Below are 25,834 nucleotides of genomic sequence, written 5' to 3' on the forward strand. Positions count from 1 at the left end.
TCCCTCTTCTCCCCACCGGGGAGAAGGTGGCCGCGAAGCGGCCGGATGAGGGGGCCTGGCTCCGGACATTGAAGCTCGCCATCCGCTTCTCGCTGCGGGAGATGCGCGGCGGCCTGTCGGGTTTCATGATCTTCCTGGCCTGCATCGCGCTGGGCGTCGCGGCGATCGGCGGCGTCAATTCGGTGGCGCAGGCGATCTCGGCCGGCGTCGCCAACCAGGGCCAGCCGCTGCTCGGCGGCGATCTGCGCTTCCAGGTCAACCAGCGCAGCGCTTCGGATGCCGAGCTTGGCTTCATCAGGAGCCTCGGCACGGTGTCGCTCAATTCCGGCATGCGCTCGATGGCGCGGCTGGAAGATGGCTCCGACCAGGCGCTGGTCGAGGCCAAGGCCGTCGACGACGCCTATCCGCTCTTTGGCGCGCTGAAGACCGATCCGGCGCTGCCGAGGGACCAATTATTCGGGGAGCGGTCAGGCGTGTTCGGCGCCGCCGCGCCCGACCTGTTGTTCGAGCGGCTCAACGTCCATGTCGGCGACCGGCTGAAGCTCGGCAGCGCCGTTTTCGAGCTGCGCGCCAGGCTGGTCAGCGAGCCGGACGCGGTCTCGGACGGTTTCGGCTTCGCGCCGCGGCTGATGATCTCCAGCCAGGGCCTCGCCGCATCCGGCCTGGTGCAGCCCGGCAGCCTGGTCGAGAATGCCTATAAGGTAAGGCTGCCGGAAGGGACTTCCGAGGCGCGGATCAAGGAAATCCAGGCTAAAGCCGCGAAGGATTTCCCGCAGGCCGGCTGGTCGATCCGCACGCGCAGCAACGCGGCGCCGGCGCTGTCGGCCAATATCGAGCGCTTCTCGCAATTCCTGACGCTGGTCGGGCTGACGGCGCTGGTGGTCGGCGGCGTCGGCGTGGCGAATGCCGTGCGCGCCTATCTCGACGGCAAGCGCGGCGTCATCGCCACCTTCAAGAGCCTCGGCGCCTCGGGCGGCTTCGTCTTCACCGTCTATCTGGTGCAGATCCTGTTGATCGCGGGCCTCGGCATTGTGCTCGGTCTCATCCTCGGCGCCGCGATGCCGTTCGTGGCGAGCGCGCTTCTGCAATCGGTCATCCCCGTGCCGGCGCAAGGGGGCTTCTATCCGGGCGCGCTGGCCATGGCGGCGCTGTTCGGCGTGCTGGTGACGCTGGCCTTCGCGCTTTTGCCGCTCGGCCGCGCCCGCGACGTGCCGGCGACGGCGCTGTTCCGCGAGATGGGGTTCGAGAGCCGCGGCCTGCCGCGCCTGCCCTATACGGCTGCGGCGCTGGCGATCGTGGTCGCGCTGGCGGCGCTGGCGATCCTCTCGGCCAACGACTATCGCATCGCTTCGATCTTCGTCGGCGCAACGGTCTTTGCCTTCCTGGTGCTGCGGCTGGTGGCGGTGCTGGTCCAATGGGCCGCGAAGAAGAGCCCGCGCGTGCGTTTCGTGTCGCTGCGGCTGGCGCTCGGAAATATCCACCGCCCCGGCGCGCTGACGCCCTCGGTGGTGCTGTCGCTCGGTCTCGGGCTGACGCTGCTGGTGACGCTGGCGCTGATCGACGGGAATCTCCGGCGGCAGATCTCCGGCAGCCTGCCGGAGCGGGCACCGAACTTCTTCTTCGTCGACATCCAGAGCAGCGACGTCGATGCCTTCGCCAACCTTGTCGGCAAGGAGTCGCCGCGGGGAACACTGGTCAAGGTGCCGATGCTGCGCGGCCGCATCATGGCGCTCAACGGCGTCGACGTCGACAAGGTGAAGATCCCGGCCGACGGCGCCTGGGTGCTGCGCGGCGACCGTGGCCTGACTTACGACGCCAGGCAGCCGGAGAACGCGACGCTGACCGAAGGTGCCTGGTGGCCGCAGGATTATTCCGGCGAGCCGCTGGTGTCGTTCTCGGCCGAGGAGGGCAAGGCGATCGGGCTGAAGCTCGGCGACAGCGTCACCGTCAATGTGCTGGGGCGCAACGTCATGGCGAAGATCGCCAATTTCCGCCAGGTGCAGTGGGAGACGATGGGCATCAACTTCGTCATGGTGTTCTCGCCAAACGCCTTTGCCGGGGCGCCGCATGGCTGGCTGGCGACGCTGACCGACAAACAAGCCACCACGGCCGACGACGCAAGGCTGCTCAACGCCGTCACCCGCGCCTTCCCGGCGGTGACGACGGTGCGCGTCAAGGATGCGCTCGACATCGTCAACCGGCTGGTCGCGCAACTGGGCACGGCGATCCGCGCCGCCGCCGGCGTCGCGCTCATCGCCTCGGTGCTGGTGCTCTCGGGCGCCTTGGCCGCCGGCAACCGGGCGCGCATCCATGACGCCGTGGTGCTGAAGACGCTCGGCGCGACGCGGCGGACGCTGATTGCCGCCTTCTCGCTCGAATATGTGCTGATCGGCCTTGCGACGGCGCTGTTCGCGCTGGCCGCCGGCGGCATCGCCGCCTGGTTCGTGGTCGCGCACATCATGACGCTGCCGTCGCATTTCATGCCGGAGGTGGCGGTGGCGACGATCCTGGTCTCGCTGACGGTCACCGTCGGCATCGGCCTTGCCGGCACCTGGCGGGTGCTCGGCCACAAGGCGGCGCCGGTGCTGCGCAACCTCTGACCGAGCGCGGCTCCACGTCCCCGCCCGATTAAATCTTTGTAAGAATGCCCGGCGGAAGGCCCAAAAACCGGCCTTTCGCACTCTCACAAAGCGTTACGACCCGTTACCGTCTTGTTCTTGACGTCAAGAACCATCATATTTCGCAACAGGCATGCTGGAGCCCCGCCAGCGGCGCCTGGTCCAGGGATCAATCCAAGCGGACCTGTCACCGGACGGGGCAGAAGCAACAGAGGATTTCCAATGGCTGATCCCATTCGCAACTACCAGACGGGCGCCGCCTCCGGCGCGCGCGTCGATATCGATCAGGGCCTGCGCGCCTATATGATCAAGGTCTACAACCTCATGGGGCTTGGCCTGCTCATTACCGGCCTTGCCGCCTGGGGGGCCTTCCACCTCGCCGTGACCGGCGACGGCCAGCTGACCGGTTTCGGCCAGCTCATCTATGCCAGCGCCTTCCGCTGGGTCGTCATCCTGGCGCCGCTCGCCGCGGTGATGTTCCTGTCGTTCCGCATCCAGTCGATGAGCGTGGCGGCGGCGCAGACCACGTTCTGGGTCTATGCTGGCCTTGTTGGGCTGTCGCTGTCGACGATCTTCCTCGTCTACACCGGCACCAGCATCACCCAGACCTTCTTCGCCACGGCCGCGGCCTTCGGCGGTCTGTCGCTCTACGGCTATACGACCAGGCGCGACCTGTCGGCGTTCGGCTCGTTCCTGATCATGGGCGTGATCGGCCTGCTGATCGCAATGCTGATCAATATCTTCCTGCAGTCGTCGGCGCTCGCGTTCGCCATTTCGGCGATCGGCGTGCTGGTCTTCGCCGGCCTCACCGCCTACGACACGCAGAAGATCAAGGAGATGTATTTCGAGGGTGACGTCGCCGACGTCGCCGGCCGCAAGGCGATCATGGGCGCGCTGCGCCTCTATCTCGACTTCATCAACCTGTTCATGTTCCTGCTGCAGTTCATGGGCGACCGCCGCTAAGGGCCGTTACCCGGTCTCACTGGACCATAGAGTTGAGAAAGGGCGGCCTAACGGCCGCCCTTTCCTTTTGTGCATGCCTTTGCTGTTATCGAGGCAGGAAAATGAACTGCATAGATTATGAGCAATATTGCGATCAGGGCTGCGACTGCGGCCGACCTTGACCGGATCACTGAAATCTACGCCGATGCGGTCGTCCACGGCACGGCGAGCTACGAGCTGGAGCCGCCCACCCGCGCTGAAATGGGCAACCGATTCGACACTCTGGCGGCGGGCGGCTTCCCCTATCTGGTGGCGGAAAAGGGCGGCGCCGTGCTCGGCTACGCCTATGCCGGACCGTTCCGGCCGCGCCCCGCCTACCGATTCGTCATCGAGGATTCGGTCTATGTCGCGCCCGAGGCCAAGGGGCAGGGCGTGGGCTCGCTGCTGATGCGGGCGCTGATCGAAGCGGCGCGCGCGGCGGGCTTCCGCCAGATCATCGCGGTGATCGGCGACGGCCATGCCGAGAGCGCCTCGGTACGGCTGCACGAGAAGCTCGGCTTCCGCCATTCCGGGCGGTTGGAAGGATCCGGCTACAAGCACGGGCGCTGGCTGGACACGGTGTTCATGCAGCTGTCGCTGAATGGCGGCGCAGAGCTGCCACCGGATCCTGATTCGCTGCCGGAGCGGCGGTTCAGGCTCGGAGGAAATGAGCAAAATGGGAAAATGGGAAAATGGGAATTGAAGAAATGAGGAATTGAAGAACTGAAGAAAAGAAGATCATTTTATCAGGTGCGTAGCGCCTCTTTTCCTCAATTCTTCAGTTCTTCAATTCTCCAGTTCCTCTTCTCACGCCTCAACCACCTTCAGCTTGGCATCGAAGACCCCAAGCACGCGGCCGAGTTCCTGGCCGCGCTTGAGGATGCGGCCGCCCGCCGCGATGACGGCGAATGCGCCCTGCCGGCGCGCCAGTTTCGGGTCCTTGACGATCTGGAACAGCGGCACTTCGCTGGCCCGGCGGAAGACGGAAAAGACAGCGCGATCGGTGAGATGGTCGATGGCATAGTCGCGCCATTCATTGGCCGCCACCATGCGCCCGTAGAGCCTCAGTATCTGGTCGAGCTCGCGCCGGTCGAATCGCACCGGCTGGTCGAGGCGTGCGCTGCGCGCCTCGTGCAACGGATCAATATTCCGGATGCTTCCCCATCCTCCGTCCCGCCGCTGTGATCGGTCATGCCTCGATCCTTCGATTGAATCATGCGCCGGCCAAGGTTCGCGCTTTCAGGTTCAAATTGCAAGGGCCGGGCAGGCATGCGCAGGGTCGTGCGCTTTCCCAAACGTCCAGTCACGTTTGCGAAACACATGTTGGAATTGGTGATACTCTGCCACATTCTTGCCACAAATAATCCGCGCTCATGCCCCAATCTCCGACGAGTTTACCGGCGTTGCCTGAGACGGTTCGGTCCGGCACCGGCTCGTAAACCCCAAGCCCCCGCCCACGGGTCAGCGTCGGATCGAACCAACCTCGGTTTTTCCTTGGAAAAATCAGGTGCGACGATCCCAAAACCTGAATGACCGGCGTCAGAAGCAAGCTGACGCCGGTTTTTTATTGCTTGGCGAAGCGGAGCTCTCCTTCTCCCCTTGTGGGAGAAGGTGGATCGGCGCGCAGCGCCGAGACGGATGAGGGGTGTTCCAGGGAACGCCGACGTCTCCCTCCGCTGGAACACCCCTCATCCGTCGCCTTCGGCGACACCTTCTCCCACAAGGGGAGAAGGGGGAGCCAGGCAATCACGGCTTATGGATGAAGGCGGCGCCGAGGATCGGGCCGGGCATGCCGTCCTTGCCGACCGACTGCAGCAGCACCGCGCAGCCGCCCTTCTTGGCGATCTCGGTCATCGGCAATTCGTAACGCTGCGCCTTGCCGTGCCACATGCCGGCGGTCTGGATGTCGGAAACGGCGTTCCAGTAGGTCAGGCTGCGGCCGCTGTTCTCGCCCTGGCCGATCTTCACCATCTGCGGCGGATCGAAATAGACGATCACCACATGGGCGTCCGCCGGGCCGTTGCCGGCATCGCCGGCGTCGATCATGACGCGGTCGCTGGTGCGGCTCACCTTGATGGCGACCCGCATGCCTTCGCCGGTCCTGTCCATCCGGGCCAAGGCGCCGTCGACATCCTTGCGGCTGGCGCCGTTGACATGGCTGCGGCCGTTGATGACGGCTTGCGGCGTATAGACCGAGCGGCTGCCGAAGGCGCGCATATAGTCATACTGGCGCTCGGTGTTCTCCTTGGTGCTCAGCGTGTCCTGCCAGCCGAGATAGTCCCAGTAATTGACGTGGTAGGCGAGCGCGACGATGTCATCCTTGCCAGCAAGCTCGGCGAACAACTCGTCGGCCGGCGGGCAGGAACTGCAGCCCTGGCTGGTGAACAATTCGACCACGCCCAAGGGCCTGTCGATTTGAGGCTTGTCGGTCGCGGCCTTCTCAGGCTCGGCTGCCAGGGCCACGCCGCCCAACGCCGTAAGGGCCAGCGCTACTGCCGCAAGCCGCAATCGTCCTCGAAATGCCATGACTTTTCCAATTCCCGCCGGTGACGCCGGCTTTGTTCTGATTGCTAAAATATGTGGCAGAAGCGCCGGTCAACGGGAAGTCACGTTGCGGTGAAATTTTTGCTGTTTCAGCCGCAGGTAAGGGCGCAATAGGAGAGCGTTTGCATTTCAAGGCGCGGTTCGATCGGGGAGCAGCATTCTCACCACGAGGCAAACTCTCCTGACCCCTGTCGATCTTTATTGCGAACGGACGGGATCAGAACTTTGGGCGGAGCCGGCTAAAGCGCGTCGCGTTTAATTGGCCTCATATCCGGCAGCTTTGAAGAAGTTTCTGCACTGTAGCGGGTCGAACAGGTCGCATATGTCCTTGAGCGCGTTGCATAAGGCGTCGAAGGATCGCGCGGCCTTCTTTCTGAGCAGCGCCTTGAGTTTCGAGAAGGCCATTTCGATTGGGTTGAGGTCCGGCGAGTAGGCCGGCAGCGGCAGCAGCCAGGCACCGCGCTGGCGCACCAGCTCGGCCGCCCGCTCGCTCTTGTGGAAGGCGACATTGTCGAGGATGACGACGTCGCCCGGTTTGAGTTCGGGTGCAAGCTGGGTTTCGACATAGAGTTCAAAACGCGCCTTGTTCATCGGCGCATCGATGATCCAAGGCGCGATCATGGCATGGCATCTCAAGCCGGCGATGAAGGTCTGCGTCTTCCAGCCGCCGAACGGCGCGGATGTTCGATAACGTTGGCTCTTGGGCGCCCAGCCGGTTCGCTTGGTCAGCCGTGTGTTGGTCGAGGTCTCGTCAATGAAGACGAGGCGCGTCAAGGCCTTGTCGAAGAACGGTTTGCGCCGCCCGATCCAATGCTCGCGCGCCTGCCGGATGTCGGGACGCTGGTGCTCGCTCGCCCGGAGTGTCTTTTTTTGTGACTGAGGCCCAGCCGGTGAAGCAGACGGGCCACGTTCGACCGGTGCACCGTGATGCCGCGCCCGTCCAGCTCCACGCACAGTTCATCGAGCGTCAGATCGCCATTCTCGGCCATCCGCTGGCGCACGAAGTCGGCATGAGCGGCCAGCTTGCCGCCGCCAGGGCCGTGGCCTTGCCGGCGCGGCTCAAGCGTACCTCTCTCGGCGCGCAGCTTCATCAGATCGTTCACGAACTTCGGCGAAACCCTAAAATGACGCGACGCCTCACGGTTGCTGTTGCCCTCATCCACAAACGCCGCAACACGCTTACGCAACGCCATCGGTAACGGCTTGCCCATCACGGTTCTCCCTTCCACCGCAATGAATCATCAAACCGTCACTCTGGGAATCCCGAATCCTTTAAAGGGCGACGCGCTTTAATGCTTTGGCCAACCTGGCTTTCATTGCCGCGGGACTGTGGGGCGTCCGGCAATGCGGCGATACAGGACCGGCAGCTTCGCCGAGTGCTGGCCTGGTGGGTGGTCGCGATCGGCATCGGCTCGGCGACGGCGAGGTTCGGGAAGATGAGGGGAGCAGGGGGAAGAGGATCGGGTAGCGGGTAGTTTCCCTACTGCCCTATTCCCTTACTCCCCTACTCCCTGGCTGCTGCTAAGCAGCCAAATCGCGCAGCACGTACTGCAAGATGCCGCCGTTCTTGAAGTAGTCGAGCTCATCCAGCGTATCGATTCGGCAGATGATCGGCACGTTCTTCACCGTGCCGTCGCCATAGGTCACCTTGGCGACCATCTTCTGGCGCGGCTTGATCGCATCCAGGCCGTCGATCTCGACCAACTCGTCGCCCTTCAGATTGAGCGAAGCCCATGAGGTGCCTTCCTCGAAGACGAAGGGGATGACGCCCATGCCGACCAGGTTCGAGCGATGGATGCGCTCGAAGGACTGGGCAATGACCGCGCGGACACCTAGGAGGTTCGTTCCCTTGGCCGCCCAGTCGCGCGAGGAGCCGTTGCCGTATTCGACGCCGGCGAAGATCACCAGCGGCACGCCGTCCCTCTTGTACTCCATGGCGGCGTCGTAGATCGACATCTCCTCCTTGGAAGGATAGTGGATCGTGTAGCCGCCCTCACGGCCGTTCTCGCCCAGCATGTGGTTGCGGATGCGGATGTTGGCGAAGGTGCCGCGCATCATCACCTCGTGATTGCCGCGCCGCGTGCCGTACTGGTTGAAGTCGGCGACGCCGACGCCATGCTCGGTGAGGTACTTGCCGGCCGGCGAGGCGGCCTTGATCGAACCCGCCGGCGAGATGTGGTCGGTGGTGATCTTGTCGCCGAAAAGGCCGAGTACCCGCGCGCCCTTGATGTCGCCGACCTTGCCGAAGGCGCGGCCCATGCCGGCGAAATAGGGCGGGTTCTGCACATAGGTCGAATGGTCGTCCCAGGCATAGGTCTGACCTTCCGGCGCCTTGACCTTCTGCCAGTAGGCGTCGCCCTTGAAGACGTCGGCATATTTGCGGGCGAACAGCTCGCGCGTGACGTTCTTCTCGATGAACTCCTGGATCTCGGCCGAGGTCGGCCAGATGTCCTTGAGATAGACCGGCTTGCCATCGCTGCCCTCGCCGAGCGGCTCGGCGGTCAGGTCCTTGGTCACCGTGCCGGCCAGCGCATGCGCCACCACCAGCGGCGGCGAGGCGAGGTAGTTCGCCTGAACATCCGGCGAGACGCGGCCTTCGAAGTTGCGGTTGCCGGAAAGCACCGCGGCGGCGATCAGGCCCTTGTCGTTGATGGTCTTGGAGATCGGCGCCGGCAGCGGGCCGGAATTGCCGATGCAGGTGGTGCAGCCGAAGCCGACCAGGTTGAAGCCGATCTGGTCGAGCTCCTTCTGCAGGCCGGATTTTTCCAGATATTCGGCGACCACCTGGCTGCCGGGGGCGAGCGAGGTTTTCACCCAAGGCTTCTGCTTCAGGCCGCGCCGGTTGGCGTTGCGGGCCAAGAGGCCGGCGCCGATCAGCACGCTCGGGTTCGAGGTGTTGGTGCAGGACGTGATGGCGGCGATGACGACGTCGCCATGGCCAAGATCGTGGCCGGTGCCTTCGACAGCGTAGCGCTTCGAGATCTCGGCGGCCTTCTTGTATTCGGTCTCCATCGCCTTGGCGAAGCCGGCCGGAACGTCCTGCAGGGCGACGCGGCCCTCGGGGCGCTTCGGCCCGGCCATCGACGGCACGACATCGCCGAGGTCGAGCTCGAGCAGGTCGGTGAAGACCGGATCGGCCGAGCCGGCGTCACGCCACATGCCTTGCGCCTTCGAATAGGCCTCGACCAGCGCGATGCGGCTTTCCTCGCGGCCGGACATGGTGAGGTAGCGGATGGTTTCCGAGTCGACCGGGAAGAAGCCGCAGGTCGCGCCATATTCCGGCGCCATGTTGCCGATGGTGGCGCGGTCGGCCAGCGTCATGTTGGAGAGGCCGGGGCCGAAGAACTCGACGAACTTGCCGACGACGCCCTTCTTGCGCAGCATCTGGGTGACGGTGAGCACCAGGTCGGTGGCGGTGACGCCTTCCTTGAGCTTGCCGGTGAGGCGGAAGCCGATGACCTCGGGCAAAAGCATGGAGACCGGCTGGCCGAGCATCGCGGCCTCGGCCTCGATGCCGCCGACGCCCCAGCCGAGCACGCCAAGGCCGTTGATCATGGTGGTGTGCGAATCGGTGCCGACGCAGGTGTCGGGATAGGCGGTGGTTTCGCCGTCCTCGCTGTTGGTCCACACCACCTGTCCCAGATATTCGAGATTGACCTGGTGGCAGATGCCGGTGCCGGGCGGCACGACGCGGAAATTGCGGAAGGCCTGCTGGCCCCATTTCAGGAATTTGTAGCGCTCCTCGTTGCGCTCATATTCGAGCTCGACATTGCGGCGAAGGCCATCGGCGTGCCGAACTCGTCGACGATGACGGAGTGGTCGATGACGAGATCAACCGGCACCAGCGGATTGATCTTTTCCGGATCGCCGCCGAGAGCCTTGATGCCGTCGCGCATGGCGGCGAGGTCGACCACGGCCGGAACGCCGGTGAAATCCTGCATGAGCACGCGGGCCGGGCGATAGGCGATCTCGACGCCGGCGGTGCCTTTGTCGGCCAGCCAGGCGGCAACCGCCTGGATCGATTCCTTGGTGACGGACCGGCCGTCTTCGTTACGGAGCAGATTCTCCAGCAGCACCTTCATCGAATAGGGCAGCTGGGCGATGCCGGTGAGGCCGTTCTTCTCGGCCTCGACGAGGTCGAAATAGACATAGTCCGCGCCACCCGCGGTCAGGGTGCGGCGGCATTTGAAACTGTCGAGGGATTTTGACACGTGCGATCCGTCCTTGTCTGTTCAGCCTGAAAGGGAACGGACGCCGATGGCATGCAATCACGCGCAAAGGTGCGGGTACGGCCATTTCCGCTGTCCGCTCCCAAGCAACCCGAGCCGTTCAAGGCGGCGCGTGCGCTGGTTCGGCGCTAATTCTGTTCCCGCGCCGACCGCTGGCACGGATGAACCGCATATAGAGAATTTCCTGGAATAGTTCTAGACAGACAAAAGGCAAATTTGTGCGATGCGGCGACGGCCGCGAAACGGTGCTTTCGGAACGGGCAATGATGCGGCTGATCGCCGAAAATCTGGGCGGCGAGCGCGGCGGCGAGGCGGTTTTTTCCGGCATCGGCTTTGCGCTCGACAAGGGCGAAGCGCTCATCGTCACCGGGCCGAACGGCTCGGGCAAATCGACCCTGCTGAGGGTAGTCGCCGGGCTGCTGCCGGTTGCCCGGGGCAAGGTGCTGGTCGAAGGCGGTGGCGAGGCTTTCCCGACGGTCGCCTCCGCCTCGCATTATCTCGGCCATCTCAACGCGATGAAGACGGCGCTCAGCGTCGAGGAGAATCTCGGCTTCTGGCGCGCCTTCCAGGGCGAACCGGCATTGAGCGTCGAAGAGGCGCTGGAGACGGTGGCGCTCGGCGGGCTCGGGCATCTGCCCTTCGGCTATCTGTCGACCGGGCAAAGGCGGCGGGTGTCGATCGCCAAGCTTCTGGTCAGCCGACGGCCGGTCTGGCTCCTCGACGAGCCGACGGCAGGGCTGGACAAGGCTTCGGAGGAGCGGTTCGCGGGGCTGATGCGGGGGCATTTGCGGGATGGGGGGATTGTGGTTGCGGCGACGCATTTGCCGCTGGGGCTGGAAGGGGCGCGCGAGCTGCAAATGAGAGCGACCGGTTGATGTTTGCGCCAGGCCCCCCTCTCTGCCCTGCCGGGCATCTCCCCCTCAGGGGGGAGATCGGCAGTTCGGGCGCCCCGCTGGCCTTCCCACGCCGGAGATTGGCGAAGGCCGAGGTGACATCCAATCTCCCCCCTTGAGGGGGGTGAGGAGAGGTCCGCGCAGCGGACGAATAGCCAACTGCTTGGCTTTTCGAACGACGAACGCCCGGAGCGACAGCGAAGGGCCCGCTCCGGCAGGCCAGAGAGGGGGCCTGGGCGCAGGCTTCTCAGGTCATGGTAGCCCTCTTCCTCCGCGACATCCGCCTTTCCATCCGCGCCGGCGGCGGGGCGCTGGTCGGCGTCATCTTCTTCCTCGCCGTGATCGTCACCATACCGTTCGGCGTCGGACCCGACCTCAATCTGTTGTCGCGCATCGGCCCGGCGATCCTGTGGATCGCGGCGCTGCTCGCCTGCCTGCTCGGGCTCGACCGGCTGTTCCAGGCCGACCGGGAGGACGGCTCTCTCGATCTTCTTGTCCTCAACGGCGACCGGCACATGCTGGCGCTGACGGTGCTGACGAAATGCGTGGCGCATTGGGCGGGCAGCGTGTTGCCGCTGGTGGTCGCCGCTCCCTTGCTCGGCCTGTTCATGAACATGGAGCCGCTGGGCATCGGCGCCACGGCGCTGACGCTGCTCATCGGCACGCCTGCCATCACCTTCATCGGGGCCGCGGGTGCGGCGGTAGCGGTGGCGCTGCCGCGCGGCGGGCTGCTGATTTCGGTGCTGGTGCTGCCGCTCACCATTCCGGTGCTGATCTTCGGCGTTTCGGCAAGCTATGGCGCCGTCGCCGATCCGGCCCCGTTCCTGCAGCCCTTCCTCATTCTTGCCGCGCTGACGCTGTTTCTTGCCGTGGTCGGGCCCCTGGCGGCGGCGCTGGCGTTGCGGCACGGGACAGATTGATGTGGCCGCTGCGCATCGAGAACCCGATCTTTCTCCAGACTATCTACGGTCACTTCCCGGATTTGTCTTCCGTCGAGATCACCTCGGCCACGATGGACCGAGATGGTCCGAGCATGCATCTGTCCTTTATATCGACGGTGCTGCCTTATCGGCCGCCGGCCAAATGGGGCAAATTCAACGCCGTGTCGTCCAGGTTGGAGTTCCTCGATGTCGAGTCCGTCAGCCTGCGCAAATTCGAGAGCTATGGGACGAGCTCGATCAGGATGTGGGACGATGCGGGCAAGATCCTGCTGACATGTGAAGGGGCGGTCAGACTGTCGCTGACATCCAAGTTTATGCGCGTTAGCAGAATCTCGGGGTTCCTGCAGTCATAGTGACCGCAAATCTGCCGCACGCGTAGTTCATTGCGACTGAAGACCAGTGCGACTATTAGAATGCCATAAGTGATTGATCGAGAAATGAGCGCGCACGCCCTCTACGTCACCGCCGCCTATGCGATCACGGCCGTCGTGCTCGCCGGGCTGATCGGCTGGATCCTGCTCGACCAGCGGGCGCGCAAACGCGAACTCGCGGCGCTCGAAGCGGCCGGTGTGCGTCGGCGTTCGGACAAGGCCGTCAAGCCATGAGCACCGGGACCGAAGCTCCGGCGCCGCGCCGCCGCTTGTTCGTGCTACTGCCGCTGCTGGTGTTCCTGGGACTGGCGGGGCTGTTCCTGTCGCAGCTTCTGTCGGGCCGCGATGTCGCCGAGATCCCCTCGGCGCTGATCGGCCTGCCGGCGCCGCAGACCAGTCTGCCGCCGCTGGAAGGGGTGAACCTGCCGGGACTCGATTCCAAAAGCTTTGCCGGCAGGGTGACGCTGGTCAATGTGTTCGCGTCCTGGTGCGCGCCGTGCCGGGAAGAGCATCCGGTGCTGCTCGGCCTGTCGCAGGACAAGCGCTTCACGCTTGCGGCGCTGAACTACAAGGACCAGCCGGAAAACGCCCGCCGCTTCCTCGGCGAGCTCGGCAATCCCTATCAGGCGATCGGCGTCGACCCGGCCGGACGCGCGGCGATCGACTGGGGCGTCTATGGCGTGCCGGAGACTTTCGTCGTCGGCAAGGACGGCAAGATCGCCTACAAGCATGTCGGGCCGCTGACGCCCGACTCCGTGAGGACGTTGCTGTTGCCGCAGATAGAGAAGGCCTTGGCGGCGCCGGGTTAACGCCCCCTCATCCGGCCGCTTCGCGGCCACCTTCTCCCCGAGGGGAGAAGAGGTTGGCGATCCGGTGAGGGCCTGTCGCTCAGCCGTAGATCTGCTTGCGGATCTGGTAGAGCATCTCGGAACGGTCGGCGCGCAGATCGGCGAGATCGCGGCCGGACAGGTTCTCGATTTCGGCGACGAGGCGGTTGTACTGGCGGCGCTTGGCGATGCTGGCGCGAGCGCGGGAGACAAGATTGTCGAACATGACAGGGTTCCTTTCATGCCGCACTGGTGCGGCCGGTTGTTCCTCCCTGACAATTGCGAGCATGACATAGGAATGGTGCGTTGCAAAAGAAAGATGTTGCAATGCACCATTGCAACCAGCGCATAGCCGGTTAACCGTGGGCTAACGGTTCCTTGCATCCGGCATGGCGGCCTTTGGCGCACGCTCACGCAGTTCTCATCCGTTTTGTCATACAAATTACAGGCCTGCCGTCTTGCCAGAATGGCTGCGGGCTGGCTTGATCCGTCCGTCACCTGATGCCGGGAGGAAACGCATGGCGGCCGCTGACTATTACGAAATTCTCGATCCGCGCTTCGCGCGCCTGTTCAACGGCAGCGCGCAGGTGGAAAAGCTGTTCACCGGATGCCGCTGGGCGGAAGGGCCGGCCTGGTTCGCCGCCGGCCGCTATGTCGTCTGGTCCGACATCCCGAACAACCGCATGCTGCGCTATGACGAGACCGACGGCAGCGTCAGCGTGTTCCGCCAGCCCTCCGGCAATTCCAACGGCAACACGGTCGACCGGCAGGGCCGGCTGGTGACCTGCGAGCATTCCGGCCGCCGCGTCAGCCGCACGGAATTCGACGGCTCGATCACCACCATCGCCGACAAATGGAAAGGCAAGCGGCTGAACTCGCCCAACGACGTGGTGGTGCGTTCCGACGGCTCGATCTGGTTCACCGATCCGAGCTACGGCATCGACACCGACTATGAGGGCGACAAGGCGGAAAGCGAGATCGGCGCCTGCAATGTCTACCGGGTCGATCCGGAGACCGGCGATGTCGAGGCCGTCATCACCGACATGGTGCGGCCGAACGGGCTCGCCTTCTCGCTCGACGAAAGCCTGCTCTATGTCGCCGACACCGGCCGCACGCATGGCGAGAAGAACCCGGCGCATATACGTGTCTTCAATGTAGGCAAGCATGGCAAGAAGGTTTCGGGCGGCAAGGTCTTCGCCGACTGCACTGCCGGCCTGTTCGACGGTTTCCGGCTCGATTCCGACGGACGCATCTGGACAAGCGCTGCCGACGGCATTCATTGCTACGACCCGGACGGCACGCTGATCGGGAAGGTCAAGGTGCCGGAAGTGACCGCCAACTGCGTGTTCGGCGGCAACAAGCTGAACTGCCTCTACATAGCCGGCACCACCTCGCTCTATGTGGTGCGGCTGATGGTGAACGGAGCGAAGACTTTTTGAAGCTGCTAAAGGCGCTTCTGTGGCCTTTGCTGGCCTTTCTGCGCATCCCCGCAGCGCCGGCCGCGCTGCGGTTCCCGCAACGACCGCCATCCGCTTTGCCGGAGCGAATTGCCAAACCGCCGCCCGACGTCAACCGGCAGAACCCAAGGGGAGGACATCATGCCATTCGTCAACATCCGCATCGTCAAGGAAGTGATCGCCGCCGATCCGGCCGGCAAGAAGGCTGACATCGCCAAGAAGGTGACTTCGGCCATCATGGAGGCCACCGGGCTTGGCAACAACGATGTCTGGGTGGTGTTCGAGGAGGTCAACGCCCGCGACTGGTATGTCGGCAAGACCGATGTCGAGACGCTGCGGAAGGGGTAGCTTCTTCCTTCTCCCCTTGTGGGAGAAGGTGGCCTCGCGAAGCGAGGTCGGATGAGGGGTGCTCCAGCTTGGCGACGTCGTTTGTCCAGCGACGAGGTCGCCAATGCCTCACTTCGCTGGAACACCCCTCATCCGTCTCGGCGCTGCGCGCCGATCCACCTTCTCCCACAAGGGGAGAAGGGGAAGATGCGCCACTCACCGCCCGCGTATAAACCCCACGAAACCCTGCACCGCCTCACGCATCGCCTGGCGGTTCGAACCCTCTGTCAGGATCGCCTCCATCTCCCCCGGCTTCTTCCCCAGCAGCGTGATTTCCAGCGCCGCCTCCTCATACAGCGCGAACGACATCGTGCGCATCACCTCGGCCAGCGCCGCCCGCGCGTAGAGCGAGCGGGGCGAGGCGTGGACCAGCATTGCCGGCTTGCCCACGGCGGCATCGCGCGAGACCAGCCAGTCGAGCGCGTTCTTCATGCCGCCGGGGACGCCATGCGCGTATTCCGGGCAGGAGACGATGACGCCGTCGGCACGGGCGATCATCTCGATCAGGCGCGCCGCTTCGGGCGGCGTGCGCTCGCCCTCATCATCGGGATTGAAGATCGGCAGCCGGCCGAGCCCGTCATAGAGCTGCACGCTACAGTCGTCAGGGGCATTGGCGGCCAGGGCGGCAAGCAGGGCCGAATTGGTCGAGGCGGCGCGCAGGCTGCCCGATATGGCGATGATCTCGATCAAGGAAGCGCCGGACGAAAAGTGAGTCGTCAGGCAAGCCTACCACATGGTCTGGCGGTAATCGTCGTCCAGCTCGCGGTCGATTTCGCCGGCGCTTTCGCTCAGCGCCAGCTGGTCGCGGATGATCTGGCCGAGCGTCGGCAGCGTCGCGCGGTCGTACCAGGTCTCGGGCTTCCAAAGATCGGAGCGCATGAAGGCCTTTGCGCAGTGCATGTAGGCGGCCTTGACCGTCACCACGATGACGCTCTGCGGCTCCTTGCCGTCGACGGCCAACCGCTCGCGCAGGCCCGGGTCGATGGTGATGCGGGCGTCGCCATTGACGCGCAGCGTCTCGTTCATGCCGGGGATCAGGAAGAGCAGTCCGACCGACGGGTTGCGGATGATGTTTTCCAGCGTGTCCAGCCGGTTGTTGCCGGGGCGGTCGGGAATGGCGATGGTGTTGTTGTCGAGGATGGCGGTGAAGCCGGGCTTGTCGCCCTTGGGCGTCACGTCGGCATTGCCGGCGCCGTCGGAGGAACCGATCAGCACGAACGGGCTCTTGCCGATGAAGGAGCGGCAATGGCCGTCGAGGCTTTTCAGTTCCTTGCGGATCGAGCCATCGGTCGGCCGGGGCGTCTTGTAGATCGTCCTCAGCTCGTGATGCGTGGTGAGGAATTCCATGCGTCCCCTCTTATTCTGGCGCAATTCCGGACGAAAACCGCGTCACACTTTTCCTGGAATTGCTTTAGTTCCCGGCCTTCTCTTCCTTGGCTTTCTCCTCAAGCGAGTGGCGCATGATCAGCGGCATCTGGCTGAAGGTGAACAGCAAGGTGATGGGAATCGTGCCCCAGACCTTGAAATATAGCCAGGTCGCCTCGGAGAAGTTGCGCCACACGACTTCGTTGAGCACGGCCAGGAACAGGAAGAACAGGCCCCAGCGGAAAGTCAGCTTGCGCCAGCCTTCGGCATCGAGCTGAAAGGCGGAATCGAAGACGTAGCCGAGCAGCGAGCGGCCGAACAGCAGTCCGCCGAGCAGGGTTACGCCGAACAGCGAGTTGATGATCGTCGGCTTCATGAAGGCGAAGGTCTTGTCCTGCAGGTAAAGCGCCAGCGCGCCGAAGACGAAGACGACGATCGCCGAGACCAGCGGCATCAGCGGCAGGCTGCGCGTGAGCAGCCAGGAAGCGCTCAGCGAAAGCGCGGTCGCGACCATGAAGAAGGCGGTGGCGATCAGGATCGGCTCGCCGAGATGGCTGAGCACCGGGAATTTCTCGGCCAGCCACTCGCCGCGGATGGTGGTGAAGAAGAACACCAGGCCCGGCCCAAGCTCGAGCAGGAACTTCAGGCCGGGGTTCATCGGCTTGCGGCGTGGATCGGACGGGTCGCGTTCGAGGATGTTCATAAAGTTCCTTCTTGCGCATGATCTGGCCGAAAAGCGGGCGGCCTTCCAAGATCACGCCTTTGTTCAGGCGACGCCGGCGATTGCTCTCGCGAATTCGCTGGCCGAAAACGGCTCGAGGTCATCGACCTGCTCGCCGACACCAATGAAATAGACCGGCAGCCGGTGCTTGGCGGCGATCGCCACCAGAATACCGCCGCGCGCCGTGCCGTCCAGCTTGGTCATCACCAGCCCGTTGACGCCGGCGACGTTGCGGAAGATCTCGACCTGGTTCAGCGCATTCTGGCCGGTGGTGGCGTCGACCGTCTGCAGCACCGTGTGCGGCGCTTCCGGATCGAGCTTGCCGAGCACGCGCACGATCTTCTCCAGCTCGGCCATCAGCTCGGTCTTGTTCTGCAGCCGGCCGGCCGTGTCGATGATCAGCACGTCGGAGCCGGCCTCCTTGGCCTTCTCGAAGGCATCATAGGCGAGGCCCGCGGCGTCGGCGCCGAGCTTGGTGGCGACGACCGGCGATTTGGTGCGCTCGCCCCAGATCTTCAACTGCTCGATCGCCGCGGCGCGGAATGTGTCGCCGGCGGCCAGCATCACCTTGAGGCCGCCATCGGTGAGCTTGGCTGCCAGCTTGCCGATGGTGGTGGTCTTGCCGGTGCCGTTGACGCCGACGACCAGGATGACATGCGGCTTGTGGCTGAGGTCGAGCTCGAGCGGCTTTGCCACCGGAGTCAGCACCTTCTCGACCTCCGCCGCCATCACGGCGCGGACCTCGGAATCGGAAACGTCGCGGCCATAGCGGCTGGAGGCAAGCGAATCGGTGACGCGCAACGCCGTCTCCACGCCAAGATCGGCGCGGATCAGCACGTCCTCCAGGTCCTGCAGCGTGTCCTCGTCCAGCTTTCGCTTGGTGAAGACGCCGGCAATGTTGCCGGTGAGCTCGCGCGAGGAGCGGGCGAGCCCATCGCGCATGCGCTGGAACCAGGAACGCCGCGGCGCCGGCTCCGGCGTCTTTAAGGGCTCGGCCTTCTGCTCGACTTTTTTGGCGACTGTCACCTTGCCGGCGGCGGGCGTGGCTTTTGGCGTCGGCACGGCCTCCGGTTCCGGTGCGATCTCGGCAAGGATCGGCTGAGGCTCGACGGGCGCCGGTTGCCGAATGGGAGGCGCGATTTCCGCGTCGGCTTCGGCAGATGGTACCTCGGCTGGCGGGATCTCAATCGGCGCCGGTGTCTCGGCGGGAACCTCGCTGGGCGGCGGCACTTCGACCGGCGTGGGCTCTGGCTGCGGTTCAGGACGCGAAGGCTCGATCTCCGGCTGAGCCGGCGCGGGTGCGGGTACCTCCTGCGGAGCAGGTTCAGGCGCGGGTGAAGGCTCAGGTTGCGCCGGCGGCACTTCCTCGGGGGCCGGCGGCTCGGGTGTCTGAGGCGCCGGTTGCGGCTCTTCTTCGGGCTCCGGCTGCGGCAGCGGTTCCGGCTCGGCGGGAATGGTAGGCTCGGGCTCAGGCGGGATCGTCGGCGCCGGCTCGGGCGTGGGCTCCTCGGGGGCGGGCTCCGGAGTGGGCGCAAGCTCGGCCGCCGGAATCGGAGCGGCCACCGATTCCTGCTCGCGCGCCAGCGTTTCCGTCGGCTCAGCCTGATCGGGCTCCGGCTTCAGCACCTCGAGCTGATCCCACTTGATCGGCGGCAGGGGGGCGGTCTCGTCGACGCGCTCCTCGACGACCTCTTTCTTGCCGAACGAAAATATCTTCTTGAAAAAACCAGCCATGCGTCTCGCAGTCTCAGGCGGCTTGCACGGCAAGCGGGGCCGCAATCAGTCGGGCGCCGTCATGGCCGGTGATGATGGCTTCGAGGATCTCGCCGGGCGCGCCGGCGTCGATCGCGGCCAGCGTGAAACCTTCAGTGCGGCCGAGCCCGTCGCGTTCGATCAGGATCGACTGCCGCGTGCCGGGGAGCGAGGTCAGATGACGGCGATAGGCGGCCTCGCCGGCGGCGCGCAGCCTTGCGGCGCGCGCCTTCACCACCTCGCGGCGGACCTGGGGCATGCGCGCCGCGGGGGTGCCTTCGCGCGGGCTGAACGGAAAGACGTGCAGATGCGTCAGGCCGCATTCCTCGACGATTTTCTCCGAATTCTCGAACATCGCCTCAGTCTCGGTCGGGAAGCCGGCGATGATGTCGGCGCCGAAGACTATTTCAGGCCGCAGCTTGCGCACGTCCTCGCAAAAGCGGATCGACTGGTCGCGCAGATGGCGGCGCTTCATGCGTTTCAGGATCATGTCGTCGCCCGATTGCAGCGACAGATGCAGGTGCGGCATCAGCCTCGGTTCAGTGGCGATGGCGTCGAGCAGGTCGTCGTCGGCCTCGATGGAATCGATGGAGGACAGTCTGAGGCGCTTCACATCCGGCACCTGGCGCAGGATCGTCTTCACCAGTTTGCCAAGCTTCGGGCTGCCCGGCAGGTCGGCGCCGAAGCTGGTCATGTCGACGCCGGAAAGCACGATCTCGGCATAGCCGTTGCCGGCAAGGCGCTTCACCTGCTCGACCACGGCGCCCATCGGCACGGAGCGCGAATTGCCGCGGCCATATGGGATGATGCAGAAGGTGCAGCGATGGTCGCAGCCGTTCTGCACCTGCACGAAGGCGCGCGCCCGGCCCTCGATGGCGTCGACCATGTGGCTTGCCGTCTCGCGCACCGAAAAGATGTCGTTGACGCGCGCCTTCTCGGTGTCGTTGACGCCGAAATCGGACAGCGCGCGGTAGGAATTGGCCTTGAGCTTCTCCTCGTTGCCGAGCACGAGGTCGACCTCGTCCATGGCGGCGAAGTTCTGCGGCTCGGTCTGCGCCGCGCAGCCGGTGACGATGATGCGGGCTGAAGGGTTCTCGCGGCGCGCCTTGCGGATCGCCTGCTTGGCCTGGCGCACTGCCTCCGCCGTGACGGCGCAGGTGTTGAAGATCACGGCGCCGCCCTGGAGCGCGCCGAGACCGGCGCTCTCGGCCTCGCGGCGCATCACTTCCGATTCATAGGTGTTGAGGCGGCAGCCGAAGGTGACGACGTCGATACCGTTGGTGACCGCGCCTTTCTCAAGGGCGGACATCAGGCGGCGCTTTCGGTGTCGCGGGCCCAGGCGCCGGTCGAGGGATCGAAGCTGCCGGAAAATTCCCATTCGGCGGCACCCGTCAGGATGACGTGGTCGTCGTCGCGCCATTCGACATGCAATTCGCCGCCGCCGGGCGTCAGCAGCGAGACGCTGCGGCCGGTGCGCCTGGTGCGCGCTGCCGCGACCACGGCGGCGCAAGCCGCCGAGCCGCAGGCCTTGGTGAGACCGGCGCCGCGCTCCCAGGTGCGGATGATCATCGTCTGAGGCGATGTGACCTGCGCCAGCGTGATGTTGGCGCGCTCGGGGAAGATCGGATGATTTTCGAGCATCGGGCCGAAGCGGTCGAGCTCGTAGGACCAGACGTCGTTGTCGACCCAGAAGATCGCATGCGGGTTGCCCATCGACACCGCCGAGGGCGAATGCAGCACCGGCGCGTCGATCGGGCCGATCTGCAGCTCGATCATGCGGGTGTCGCGGAACTCTTCCGCCAGCGGGATTTCCTGCCAGCCGAAGCGCGGCTTGCCCATGTCGACCGAGATTGTGCCGTCGGCATGCTCTTGAGCATTCAGGATGCCGGCGCGGGTCTCGAAGGTGAAGCTCTTCTGGCCGGTCTCGGCGGCCAAGGCCTGGACGACGCAGCGCGTGCCGTTGCCGCAGGCCTGCGCGCTGGTGCCATCGGAATTCAGGATGTCGATATAATAAGCGGTGCCCGGCGTGCGGGCGTCATGGATCGCCATGATCTGGTCGAACTTGGTCGCGGCGTCGGCGTTAAGCGCGATCGCCGCGGCCGGCGTGACCCTGTCGGCACGGCCGCGCATATCGGCAACGATGATCTCGTTGCCGATGCCGTTCATCTTGGCGAAGGGGGCGGTGCCTGCCATCTAACCGGTCATTCCAATCCGTTTGGCCAATCCGTTGGCCGCTATATGGCGGAAACGGGCGGGAATTACCAGTCCGGCTCTTGTCTCGGTCACCGCGAAACGTCGCGCCGGCGACGACCAAGTGGTCGCGCCGCGACGACCTAGCGGTCGCGCTTAAGTTACCGCGAAGACGCCGAGCACGATCAGCAGGAAGATGACCAGCACGATGCCGATGAGGACGCGCGCTCCCGTCGCGGCGGCTCCGGCCAGCGCCGGCATGCCGAGCAGGCTGGCGGCGGCGGCAATGATGAGAAGAATGATGATCCATCTGATCATGGGAAGCTCCGGCGAAATTGCGTCGCGAAACCAACGTTTTTCGCCGGTTTGGGTTCCTTCATCAGATAGCCGGTATGTCCCAGACCTCGCCAGGACGCATGGCGCGAAAACGCTCCGGCGGCAGGCCGTGCGACTCGAGCGCCTCGCCCAGTTTCTGCGCCGGCTCCTCGACCGGCTCGTCGGTGAGGTGGAACGTGCCCCAATGGCAGCCTGCGGCGTGAGCCGCGTTGCAGAGCTTCATGCCGAGAACGGCCTCCTCCGGATTCTGGTGCTGCGGCGCCATGAACCAGCGCGGCTCATAGGCGCCGATCGGCAGGATGGCGAGGCGAAAGCCGCCATGCTTCTGTGCCATCAGCCGGTAATTGATGCCGTCATGGAAGCCGGTGTCGCCGGCGAAATAGATGTTGCCGCCCGCCGTTTCGATGACGAAGCCGGCCCAGAGCGCCATGCGGCGGTCGCGTCCGCCGCGCGCCGACCAATGATGCGCCGGCTCGACATGGATGGCGGCGGCCCCTGCGTCGATCCTGTCGCCCCAATCATGAGCACTGAGCCGCATGCCGGGCACGGCGCGGTGGATGATGGCGTCGTTGCCGAGCGGCGTGATGATGCGCGCGTCGTGGGCCTCCTTCAGCCGCCTCAGCGTGGCGAGATCGAGGTGGTCGTAGTGGTTGTGGCTGACCAGGACCAGGTCGATCGGCGGCAGGTCGGCAAAGGCGATGCCCGGCGCATTGACCCTCTTGGGACCGGCAAAGGCGAAGGGCGAGGCGCGTTCCGACCAAACCGGATCGGTCAGGAAATTCAGGCCGGCGGTCTGGATAAGCAATGAGGCGTGGCCGACCATTGTGAGCCTGAGCGCGCCGCCATCCACGCGACGCACCGGCTTTGCCGGCGGGTGAGGACTCGGAACGGCGGCCGGCCATCTCGCCCGCTTGCCGCTGAATTGCCATCTGAGCAGATCGCTGAAGCGCCCTGGGGGCTTGCCGCCGGGGTTGAAGAACAAGGCGCCGTCAAAATGATCGCTATGCGGGCCGCTGTAATAGCGGTTGGCGGTTCTTTTTCTCGCGGCCATTCTCACTCCGCCGGCTCGGTCCCTTCCTGAGATAAGGAAGCGCATGCCTGGCGCAAGCATTTTGCTGGCGAATGCCAATGGGCGGAGCCCGGTTCATCTAGGATCGCGAGCGAGGGGGCGGTCATCATGGTCGTGAAGCGAACCGGGACACCGTGGATGAAGGCCGAGGATTTCGGCCGCTCGCTGCCGCTTGGGATTGGCGTCAACCTGTTGGTCACCGACATGGCGGCGATGGAGGCCTTTTGCCGCGACGTGCTCGGGGCCAGGATCATCTACGCCGATGAGGATTTCGCGGCGATCGAGCTTCTGGGCTCGGTCTTCATGCTGCATGCCGATCATTCCTACCTCGACAATCCGATGACCGGGGTCACTTCGGGTGCCGAGACGCGCGGCGCCGGCATCGAATTGCGCCTTTACGGCGCCGATCCGGATCGGATCGAGAAAAAGGCGGCGGCGCTCGGTCATATCGTGCTGGCCGGCTCGATCGATAAGCCGCATGGCCTGCGCGAATGCTACATCGTTGGCCCGGACGGCTATGTGTTCGTCCCGAGCGCCCGGATTTAATGCCGAAATTTCAATGGCTTGAATGAGCACGTCAAACGCCGCTCCGGCGCCGTCCGCTTGCTGCGATAAATTTGCAACATCCGGCTCGAAAACCCTATTTTAACCATATCGGGTTGAAATTCTGCCACCTTCGCCATCTTGGTGGAGCGAAGATTACGCGGACGGCTCCCCCCGGCCGGATCCGACGGAGGTTTTGATGAATTTTTCGATGACCCGCCCCTTTTCGCGGAGCGGCCTCGTGGCCATCTCGTTGGCCGCGCTGGTTGCGAGCGGCTGCTCGACCTCGCGCTTCTCGTCGATGGACGATCAGCAGCCGGCGCCGCTGACGCCGGCGCCGTCCGGCACGGTGACGCAGAATCAGCTGCCGCCGCCAGCCGCCCCCGGCACCACCGATCCGTCGCAATTCCCGACCGCGCCGAAGAACACCCAGGTCGCTTCGCTGCCGCCGGACGGTACGGCGCCCGCCGGCGCCACCGATCTCACCGCGGCCAGCGTCGCCGGCGTGTGGAACGTCAATGTCTCCGGGCAGAGCTGCAAGGTGGCGACGCCGCAGACCAAGTTCGGCGCCGGCTACCGCGCCGGTCCGCTGCACTGCCCGGCGCCGATCGACGGCATCAAGTCGTGGAACGTCGCCGGCAAGCAGCTGACGCTTTACGACGAAAATGGCGGCACGCTGGCCAGGCTCTATTCCTCGGGCGGCGAAAAGTTCGACGGCCAGACTTCCAATGGGCAGCCTATCTCGCTTACAAGGTAGGCTATGCTGATATTCAGGTGATGCCGGCCTGCGAATGGCGGCTTCCTGCGCTTCCGGTGCTCACGTACCTAAAGTACGTTCCGCGCCGGTTCTCGGAAACCACCATTCTCGGCTCGGCCTGACCTGAATCTCAACATAGCCTGGCGCCTCCTCAGAGCATTCTGCTCAAAGTAAGTGATGTGAACCAATGCATCTGCGTGACGGCCTCCAGACCCACGCGACCGTCAGGCAGCGCTACGACCATCTCGTCCAGAGCGGCTCTGTCGAACGCGATCCGGCGCAGGAGCAAATCGTCGCCGCGCTCGACCGGCTGATCGACGAGATCTCGGCCAAAAGGCTGGCGCAGAAATCGAGCGCGCTGGGCTGGCTGTTCGCGGCCAAGCGGCAGCCGCGCGAGCCCGTCAAAGGGCTCTACATCCACGGCAGCGTCGGTCGCGGCAAGACCATGCTGATGGACATGTTCTTCGAGCTGCTGCCGGTTCGCCGCAAGCGCCGCGTGCATTTCAACGACTTCATGGCCGATGTGCAGGACCGGATCCAGAAACACCGGCAGGCGCGCAAGGAAGGCACGGTCAAGGAGGACGACCCGATCCCGCCGGTGGCCCGGGCGCTCGCCGATCAGGCCTGGGTGCTGTGCTTCGACGAGTTCTCCGTCACCGACATCGCCGACGCCATGATCCTGTCGCGCCTGTTCTCGGCCCTGTTCGCCAATGGCGTGGTGCTGGTCGCCACCTCCAATGTGGCGCCGGAGAATCTTTACCGCGACGGGCTGAACCGCCAGCTCTTCCTGCCGTTCATCTCGCTGCTCGAGCGCAATGCGCATGTGATGACCCTCGATACCGACAAGGACTACCGCCAGGAAAAGCTCAACCGCCAGCCCATCTATGTCACGCCGGATGACGCTGCGGCCGAGCGCGCGCTGGACGAGGCCTGGCAGGCGATGACGCATGGCCAGCCGACCGGCGAGGTGATTTTGACGCTGAAAGGCCGCCAGCTCGTCGTGCCGCGCGCCGCCGGCGACGCGGCGCGCTTTTCCTTCGCCGACCTTTGCGAAAAGCCGCTCGGCGCGCGCGACTATCTGGCCATCGCCGGCCGTTTCTCGACCGTCTTTATCGACCATGTGCCGGTGCTGGGGGAAGGCAAGCGCAACGAGGCCAAGCGCTTCATTCTTCTGATCGACACGCTCTACGACCACCATATGCGGCTGGTGATGAGCGCCGCTGCGGCGCCGGAAGGGCTCTACACGGCCAAACGCGGCACGGAAGTGTTCGAATTCGAGCGCACCGCCTCACGCCTGATAGAAATGCAGAGCCGTGACTGGCTGGACGATTGGGCGGAACGGCGCAAAGACGGGCCGCAGCCCGCCGAGGCGAGGCAGGCATAGAGATAGCGACGTAGTTCCGCCACCTTCCTGCATCGCGGACGATTGGCGAAAGCCGACGCGGCGTCCGATCTCCCCACTTGAGGGGAGATGGCCGGCAGGCCAGAGGGGGTCGGTTCGCTCGACGCATTGGACGCCGGCGCTTCATGCGCGGCGACCCCCTCTGTCGCCTTCGGCGACATCTCCCCCTCGAGGGGGGAGATCTGGTGCCTAATCACAACAGCGTCATCGCCGGGATGAAGCCTTCTGATTTCCACCTTCATTGTGTAAATTCTCGTCAGTCGGCTCAGGAACTTTGACGTTTACGTAATTCCCAAAGCATCTAACCGATTGAAAACACTGGGATCAAAATAATCGTTTGAATTTTTCTTTGGCCGGCGCTAATGGGTGCGGCGAAATCTCGCGGCCTCCCGCATCCTTTCGGCCTCCCCGGCCCCGTCACGGCACGTCACAGACAAAGGGAAAACATCCT

At 64.7% G+C, this 25,834-nt stretch carries 25 protein-coding genes and 2 pseudogenes; 13 read left to right on the forward strand and 14 right to left on the reverse strand.

From position 1 onward, the window contains the following. Nucleotides 1-101: 101 nt before the first annotated feature. The 3 genes from EJ069_RS25305 to EJ069_RS25315 all read left to right on the forward strand — a co-directional run bounded on the left by EJ069_RS25305 (nucleotide 102) and on the right by EJ069_RS25315 (nucleotide 4,310). Nucleotides 102-2,600, forward strand: coding sequence for an ABC transporter permease (locus tag EJ069_RS25305; protein WP_189476554.1), 2,499 nt, complete (start codon nucleotides 102-104; stop codon nucleotides 2,598-2,600). A 240-nt stretch (nucleotides 2,601-2,840) separates the two neighbouring features. Next, nucleotides 2,841-3,581 carry a Bax inhibitor-1/YccA family protein gene (locus EJ069_RS25310; RefSeq protein ID WP_126063630.1) on the forward strand — a complete coding sequence of 247 codons (741 nt, stop codon included), beginning with the start codon at nucleotides 2,841-2,843 and terminating at the stop codon, nucleotides 3,579-3,581. A 117-nt stretch (nucleotides 3,582-3,698) separates the two neighbouring features. Further along, complete coding sequence (locus EJ069_RS25315) at nucleotides 3,699-4,310, forward strand: GNAT family N-acetyltransferase (protein ID WP_126063631.1); 612 nt, start codon at nucleotides 3,699-3,701, stop codon at nucleotides 4,308-4,310. 96 nt (nucleotides 4,311-4,406) lie between these two features. Here the strand turns inward: EJ069_RS25315 and EJ069_RS25320 are convergent. The 5 genes and pseudogenes from EJ069_RS25320 to acnA all read right to left on the reverse strand — a co-directional run bounded on the left by EJ069_RS25320 (nucleotide 4,407) and on the right by acnA (nucleotide 10,354). Next, nucleotides 4,407-4,792 (reverse strand): annotated as a pseudogene (locus EJ069_RS25320) (DUF2794 domain-containing protein). Between the two features lie 553 nt (nucleotides 4,793-5,345). Next, nucleotides 5,346-6,125, reverse strand: coding sequence for a thioredoxin family protein (locus tag EJ069_RS25330; RefSeq protein ID WP_126063633.1), 780 nt, complete (start codon nucleotides 6,123-6,125; stop codon nucleotides 5,346-5,348). 273 nt (nucleotides 6,126-6,398) lie between these two features. Continuing rightward, nucleotides 6,399-6,974, reverse strand: a complete 576-nt coding sequence (locus EJ069_RS33385) for an IS630 family transposase (RefSeq protein ID WP_245456713.1) — start codon at nucleotides 6,972-6,974, stop codon at nucleotides 6,399-6,401. Next, the gene (locus EJ069_RS33390) at nucleotides 6,914-7,354 is read right to left on the reverse strand and encodes a transposase (RefSeq protein ID WP_245456268.1); all 441 of its coding nucleotides are present in this window, start codon (nucleotides 7,352-7,354) and stop codon (nucleotides 6,914-6,916) included. Before EJ069_RS33390 ends, EJ069_RS33385 begins: the two co-directional genes overlap by 61 nt. Nucleotides 7,355-7,664: 310 nt before the next feature. Further along, nucleotides 7,665-10,354, reverse strand: a pseudogene (acnA, locus tag EJ069_RS25345) (aconitate hydratase AcnA). A 284-nt stretch (nucleotides 10,355-10,638) separates the two neighbouring features. On the opposite strand from acnA, the gene ccmA reads away from it, so the two are divergent. The 5 genes from ccmA (at nucleotide 10,639) to EJ069_RS25370 (ending at nucleotide 13,386) form a co-directional block, all read left to right on the forward strand. Then, entirely contained in the window at nucleotides 10,639-11,247 is a 609-nt protein-coding gene (gene ccmA, locus EJ069_RS25350; protein WP_126064872.1) for a heme ABC exporter ATP-binding protein CcmA, read from the forward strand. 272 nt (nucleotides 11,248-11,519) lie between these two features. Further along, complete coding sequence (gene ccmB / locus EJ069_RS25355) at nucleotides 11,520-12,185, forward strand: heme exporter protein CcmB (RefSeq protein WP_126063634.1); 666 nt, start codon at nucleotides 11,520-11,522, stop codon at nucleotides 12,183-12,185. After that, nucleotides 12,185-12,559, forward strand: a complete 375-nt coding sequence (locus EJ069_RS25360; RefSeq protein WP_126063635.1) for an Imm50 family immunity protein — start codon at nucleotides 12,185-12,187, stop codon at nucleotides 12,557-12,559. The genes ccmB and EJ069_RS25360 overlap by 1 nt, the downstream gene beginning before the upstream one ends. Before the next feature lie 84 nt (nucleotides 12,560-12,643). After that, a complete protein-coding gene (gene ccmD / locus EJ069_RS25365) occupies nucleotides 12,644-12,811 on the forward strand; it encodes a heme exporter protein CcmD (protein WP_126063636.1) in 168 nt (55 codons plus the stop codon). Next, nucleotides 12,808-13,386 (forward strand): DsbE family thiol:disulfide interchange protein, encoded by a 579-nt coding sequence (locus EJ069_RS25370; RefSeq protein ID WP_126063637.1) that lies wholly within the window; start codon nucleotides 12,808-12,810, stop codon nucleotides 13,384-13,386. Before ccmD ends, EJ069_RS25370 begins: the two co-directional genes overlap by 4 nt. Before the next feature lie 79 nt (nucleotides 13,387-13,465). Here the strand turns inward: EJ069_RS25370 and EJ069_RS25375 are convergent, their stop codons facing one another. Beyond that, complete coding sequence (locus EJ069_RS25375) at nucleotides 13,466-13,630, reverse strand: hypothetical protein (RefSeq protein WP_245431577.1); 165 nt, start codon at nucleotides 13,628-13,630, stop codon at nucleotides 13,466-13,468. A gap of 292 nt (nucleotides 13,631-13,922) precedes the next feature. Here EJ069_RS25375 and EJ069_RS25380 point away from each other — a divergent pair, with 292 nt between their 5' ends. Together EJ069_RS25380 and EJ069_RS25385 are read left to right on the forward strand one after the other, a co-directional pair. Further along, a complete protein-coding gene (locus EJ069_RS25380) occupies nucleotides 13,923-14,843 on the forward strand; it encodes an SMP-30/gluconolactonase/LRE family protein (RefSeq protein WP_126063638.1) in 921 nt (306 codons plus the stop codon). A gap of 159 nt (nucleotides 14,844-15,002) precedes the next feature. Beyond that, the gene (locus tag EJ069_RS25385) at nucleotides 15,003-15,209 is read left to right on the forward strand and encodes a 4-oxalocrotonate tautomerase family protein (RefSeq protein ID WP_042645446.1); all 207 of its coding nucleotides are present in this window, start codon (nucleotides 15,003-15,005) and stop codon (nucleotides 15,207-15,209) included. A gap of 195 nt (nucleotides 15,210-15,404) precedes the next feature. Here the strand turns inward: EJ069_RS25385 and EJ069_RS25390 are convergent, their stop codons facing one another. The 8 genes from EJ069_RS25390 to EJ069_RS25425 form a co-directional block, all read right to left on the reverse strand. Beyond that, entirely contained in the window at nucleotides 15,405-15,938 is a 534-nt protein-coding gene (locus EJ069_RS25390; protein ID WP_126063639.1) for an NADPH-dependent FMN reductase, read from the reverse strand. A gap of 36 nt (nucleotides 15,939-15,974) precedes the next feature. Further along, nucleotides 15,975-16,595 (reverse strand): pyridoxamine 5'-phosphate oxidase family protein, encoded by a 621-nt coding sequence (locus EJ069_RS25395; RefSeq protein ID WP_126063640.1) that lies wholly within the window; start codon nucleotides 16,593-16,595, stop codon nucleotides 15,975-15,977. Nucleotides 16,596-16,659: 64 nt separating this feature from the next. Continuing rightward, on the reverse strand, nucleotides 16,660-17,316 hold the full coding sequence (locus tag EJ069_RS25400) for a septation protein A (protein ID WP_126063641.1): 657 nt from the start codon (nucleotides 17,314-17,316) through the stop codon (nucleotides 16,660-16,662). A 63-nt stretch (nucleotides 17,317-17,379) separates the two neighbouring features. Then, nucleotides 17,380-19,068, reverse strand: coding sequence for a signal recognition particle-docking protein FtsY (gene ftsY, locus EJ069_RS25405; protein WP_126063642.1), 1,689 nt, complete (start codon nucleotides 19,066-19,068; stop codon nucleotides 17,380-17,382). Between the two features lie 13 nt (nucleotides 19,069-19,081). Further along, nucleotides 19,082-20,395 (reverse strand): tRNA (N(6)-L-threonylcarbamoyladenosine(37)-C(2))-methylthiotransferase MtaB, encoded by a 1,314-nt coding sequence (mtaB, locus tag EJ069_RS25410; RefSeq protein WP_126063643.1) that lies wholly within the window; start codon nucleotides 20,393-20,395, stop codon nucleotides 19,082-19,084. Continuing rightward, nucleotides 20,395-21,279, reverse strand: a complete 885-nt coding sequence (gene dapF, locus EJ069_RS25415; protein WP_126063644.1) for a diaminopimelate epimerase — start codon at nucleotides 21,277-21,279, stop codon at nucleotides 20,395-20,397. The genes mtaB and dapF overlap by 1 nt, the downstream gene beginning before the upstream one ends. A 153-nt stretch (nucleotides 21,280-21,432) precedes the next feature. Next, nucleotides 21,433-21,594, reverse strand: coding sequence for a DUF1328 family protein (locus EJ069_RS25420; RefSeq protein WP_126063645.1), 162 nt, complete (start codon nucleotides 21,592-21,594; stop codon nucleotides 21,433-21,435). A gap of 61 nt (nucleotides 21,595-21,655) precedes the next feature. Further along, nucleotides 21,656-22,663: an MBL fold metallo-hydrolase gene (locus EJ069_RS25425; protein WP_126063646.1), complete on the reverse strand. Its 1,008-nt coding sequence runs from the start codon at nucleotides 22,661-22,663 to the stop codon at nucleotides 21,656-21,658. Nucleotides 22,664-22,789: 126 nt separating this feature from the next. Between EJ069_RS25425 and EJ069_RS25430 the strand changes: the two genes are divergently transcribed. The 3 genes from EJ069_RS25430 (at nucleotide 22,790) to zapE (ending at nucleotide 25,365) form a co-directional block, all read left to right on the forward strand. Then, the gene (locus EJ069_RS25430) at nucleotides 22,790-23,227 is read left to right on the forward strand and encodes a VOC family protein (RefSeq protein WP_126063647.1); all 438 of its coding nucleotides are present in this window, start codon (nucleotides 22,790-22,792) and stop codon (nucleotides 23,225-23,227) included. Nucleotides 23,228-23,423: 196 nt separating this feature from the next. After that, nucleotides 23,424-23,981, forward strand: a complete 558-nt coding sequence (locus tag EJ069_RS25435; protein WP_245456270.1) for a protease inhibitor Inh/omp19 family protein — start codon at nucleotides 23,424-23,426, stop codon at nucleotides 23,979-23,981. Between the two features lie 187 nt (nucleotides 23,982-24,168). Beyond that, nucleotides 24,169-25,365, forward strand: a complete 1,197-nt coding sequence (gene zapE / locus EJ069_RS25440; RefSeq protein WP_126063648.1) for a cell division protein ZapE — start codon at nucleotides 24,169-24,171, stop codon at nucleotides 25,363-25,365. Nucleotides 25,366-25,834 lie beyond the last annotated feature (469 nt).

This window comes from Mesorhizobium sp. M2A.F.Ca.ET.043.05.1.1, from assembly GCF_003952445.1.
In the GTDB taxonomy this organism is placed as follows: Bacteria; Pseudomonadota; Alphaproteobacteria; order Rhizobiales; family Rhizobiaceae; genus Mesorhizobium.

Coding starts and splice junctions, on each gene's coding strand:
- EJ069_RS25305 (WP_189476554.1), top strand. CDS start 102: ATGCGCGGCGGCCTGTCGGGTTTCATGATCTTCCTGGCCTGCATCGCG.
- EJ069_RS25310 (WP_126063630.1), top strand. CDS start 2,841: ATGGCTGATCCCATTCGCAACTACCAGACGGGCGCCGCCTCCGGCGCG.
- EJ069_RS25315 (WP_126063631.1), top strand. CDS start 3,699: ATGAGCAATATTGCGATCAGGGCTGCGACTGCGGCCGACCTTGACCGG.
- EJ069_RS25330 (WP_126063633.1), bottom strand. CDS start 6,125: ATGGCATTTCGAGGACGATTGCGGCTTGCGGCAGTAGCGCTGGCCCTT.
- EJ069_RS33390 (WP_245456268.1), bottom strand. CDS start 7,354: ATGGGCAAGCCGTTACCGATGGCGTTGCGTAAGCGTGTTGCGGCGTTT.
- ccmA (WP_126064872.1), top strand. CDS start 10,639: ATGCGGCTGATCGCCGAAAATCTGGGCGGCGAGCGCGGCGGCGAGGCG.
- ccmB (WP_126063634.1), top strand. CDS start 11,520: ATGGTAGCCCTCTTCCTCCGCGACATCCGCCTTTCCATCCGCGCCGGC.
- EJ069_RS25360 (WP_126063635.1), top strand. CDS start 12,185: ATGTGGCCGCTGCGCATCGAGAACCCGATCTTTCTCCAGACTATCTAC.
- ccmD (WP_126063636.1), top strand. CDS start 12,644: ATGAGCGCGCACGCCCTCTACGTCACCGCCGCCTATGCGATCACGGCC.
- EJ069_RS25370 (WP_126063637.1), top strand. CDS start 12,808: ATGAGCACCGGGACCGAAGCTCCGGCGCCGCGCCGCCGCTTGTTCGTG.
- EJ069_RS25375 (WP_245431577.1), bottom strand. CDS start 13,630: ATGTTCGACAATCTTGTCTCCCGCGCTCGCGCCAGCATCGCCAAGCGC.
- EJ069_RS25380 (WP_126063638.1), top strand. CDS start 13,923: ATGGCGGCCGCTGACTATTACGAAATTCTCGATCCGCGCTTCGCGCGC.
- EJ069_RS25385 (WP_042645446.1), top strand. CDS start 15,003: ATGCCATTCGTCAACATCCGCATCGTCAAGGAAGTGATCGCCGCCGAT.
- EJ069_RS25395 (WP_126063640.1), bottom strand. CDS start 16,595: ATGGAATTCCTCACCACGCATCACGAGCTGAGGACGATCTACAAGACG.
- EJ069_RS25400 (WP_126063641.1), bottom strand. CDS start 17,316: ATGAACATCCTCGAACGCGACCCGTCCGATCCACGCCGCAAGCCGATG.
- ftsY (WP_126063642.1), bottom strand. CDS start 19,068: ATGGCTGGTTTTTTCAAGAAGATATTTTCGTTCGGCAAGAAAGAGGTC.
- mtaB (WP_126063643.1), bottom strand. CDS start 20,395: ATGTCCGCCCTTGAGAAAGGCGCGGTCACCAACGGTATCGACGTCGTC.
- dapF (WP_126063644.1), bottom strand. CDS start 21,279: ATGGCAGGCACCGCCCCCTTCGCCAAGATGAACGGCATCGGCAACGAG.
- EJ069_RS25420 (WP_126063645.1), bottom strand. CDS start 21,594: ATGATCAGATGGATCATCATTCTTCTCATCATTGCCGCCGCCGCCAGC.
- EJ069_RS25425 (WP_126063646.1), bottom strand. CDS start 22,663: ATGGCCGCGAGAAAAAGAACCGCCAACCGCTATTACAGCGGCCCGCAT.
- EJ069_RS25430 (WP_126063647.1), top strand. CDS start 22,790: ATGGTCGTGAAGCGAACCGGGACACCGTGGATGAAGGCCGAGGATTTC.
- EJ069_RS25435 (WP_245456270.1), top strand. CDS start 23,424: ATGAATTTTTCGATGACCCGCCCCTTTTCGCGGAGCGGCCTCGTGGCC.
- zapE (WP_126063648.1), top strand. CDS start 24,169: ATGCATCTGCGTGACGGCCTCCAGACCCACGCGACCGTCAGGCAGCGC.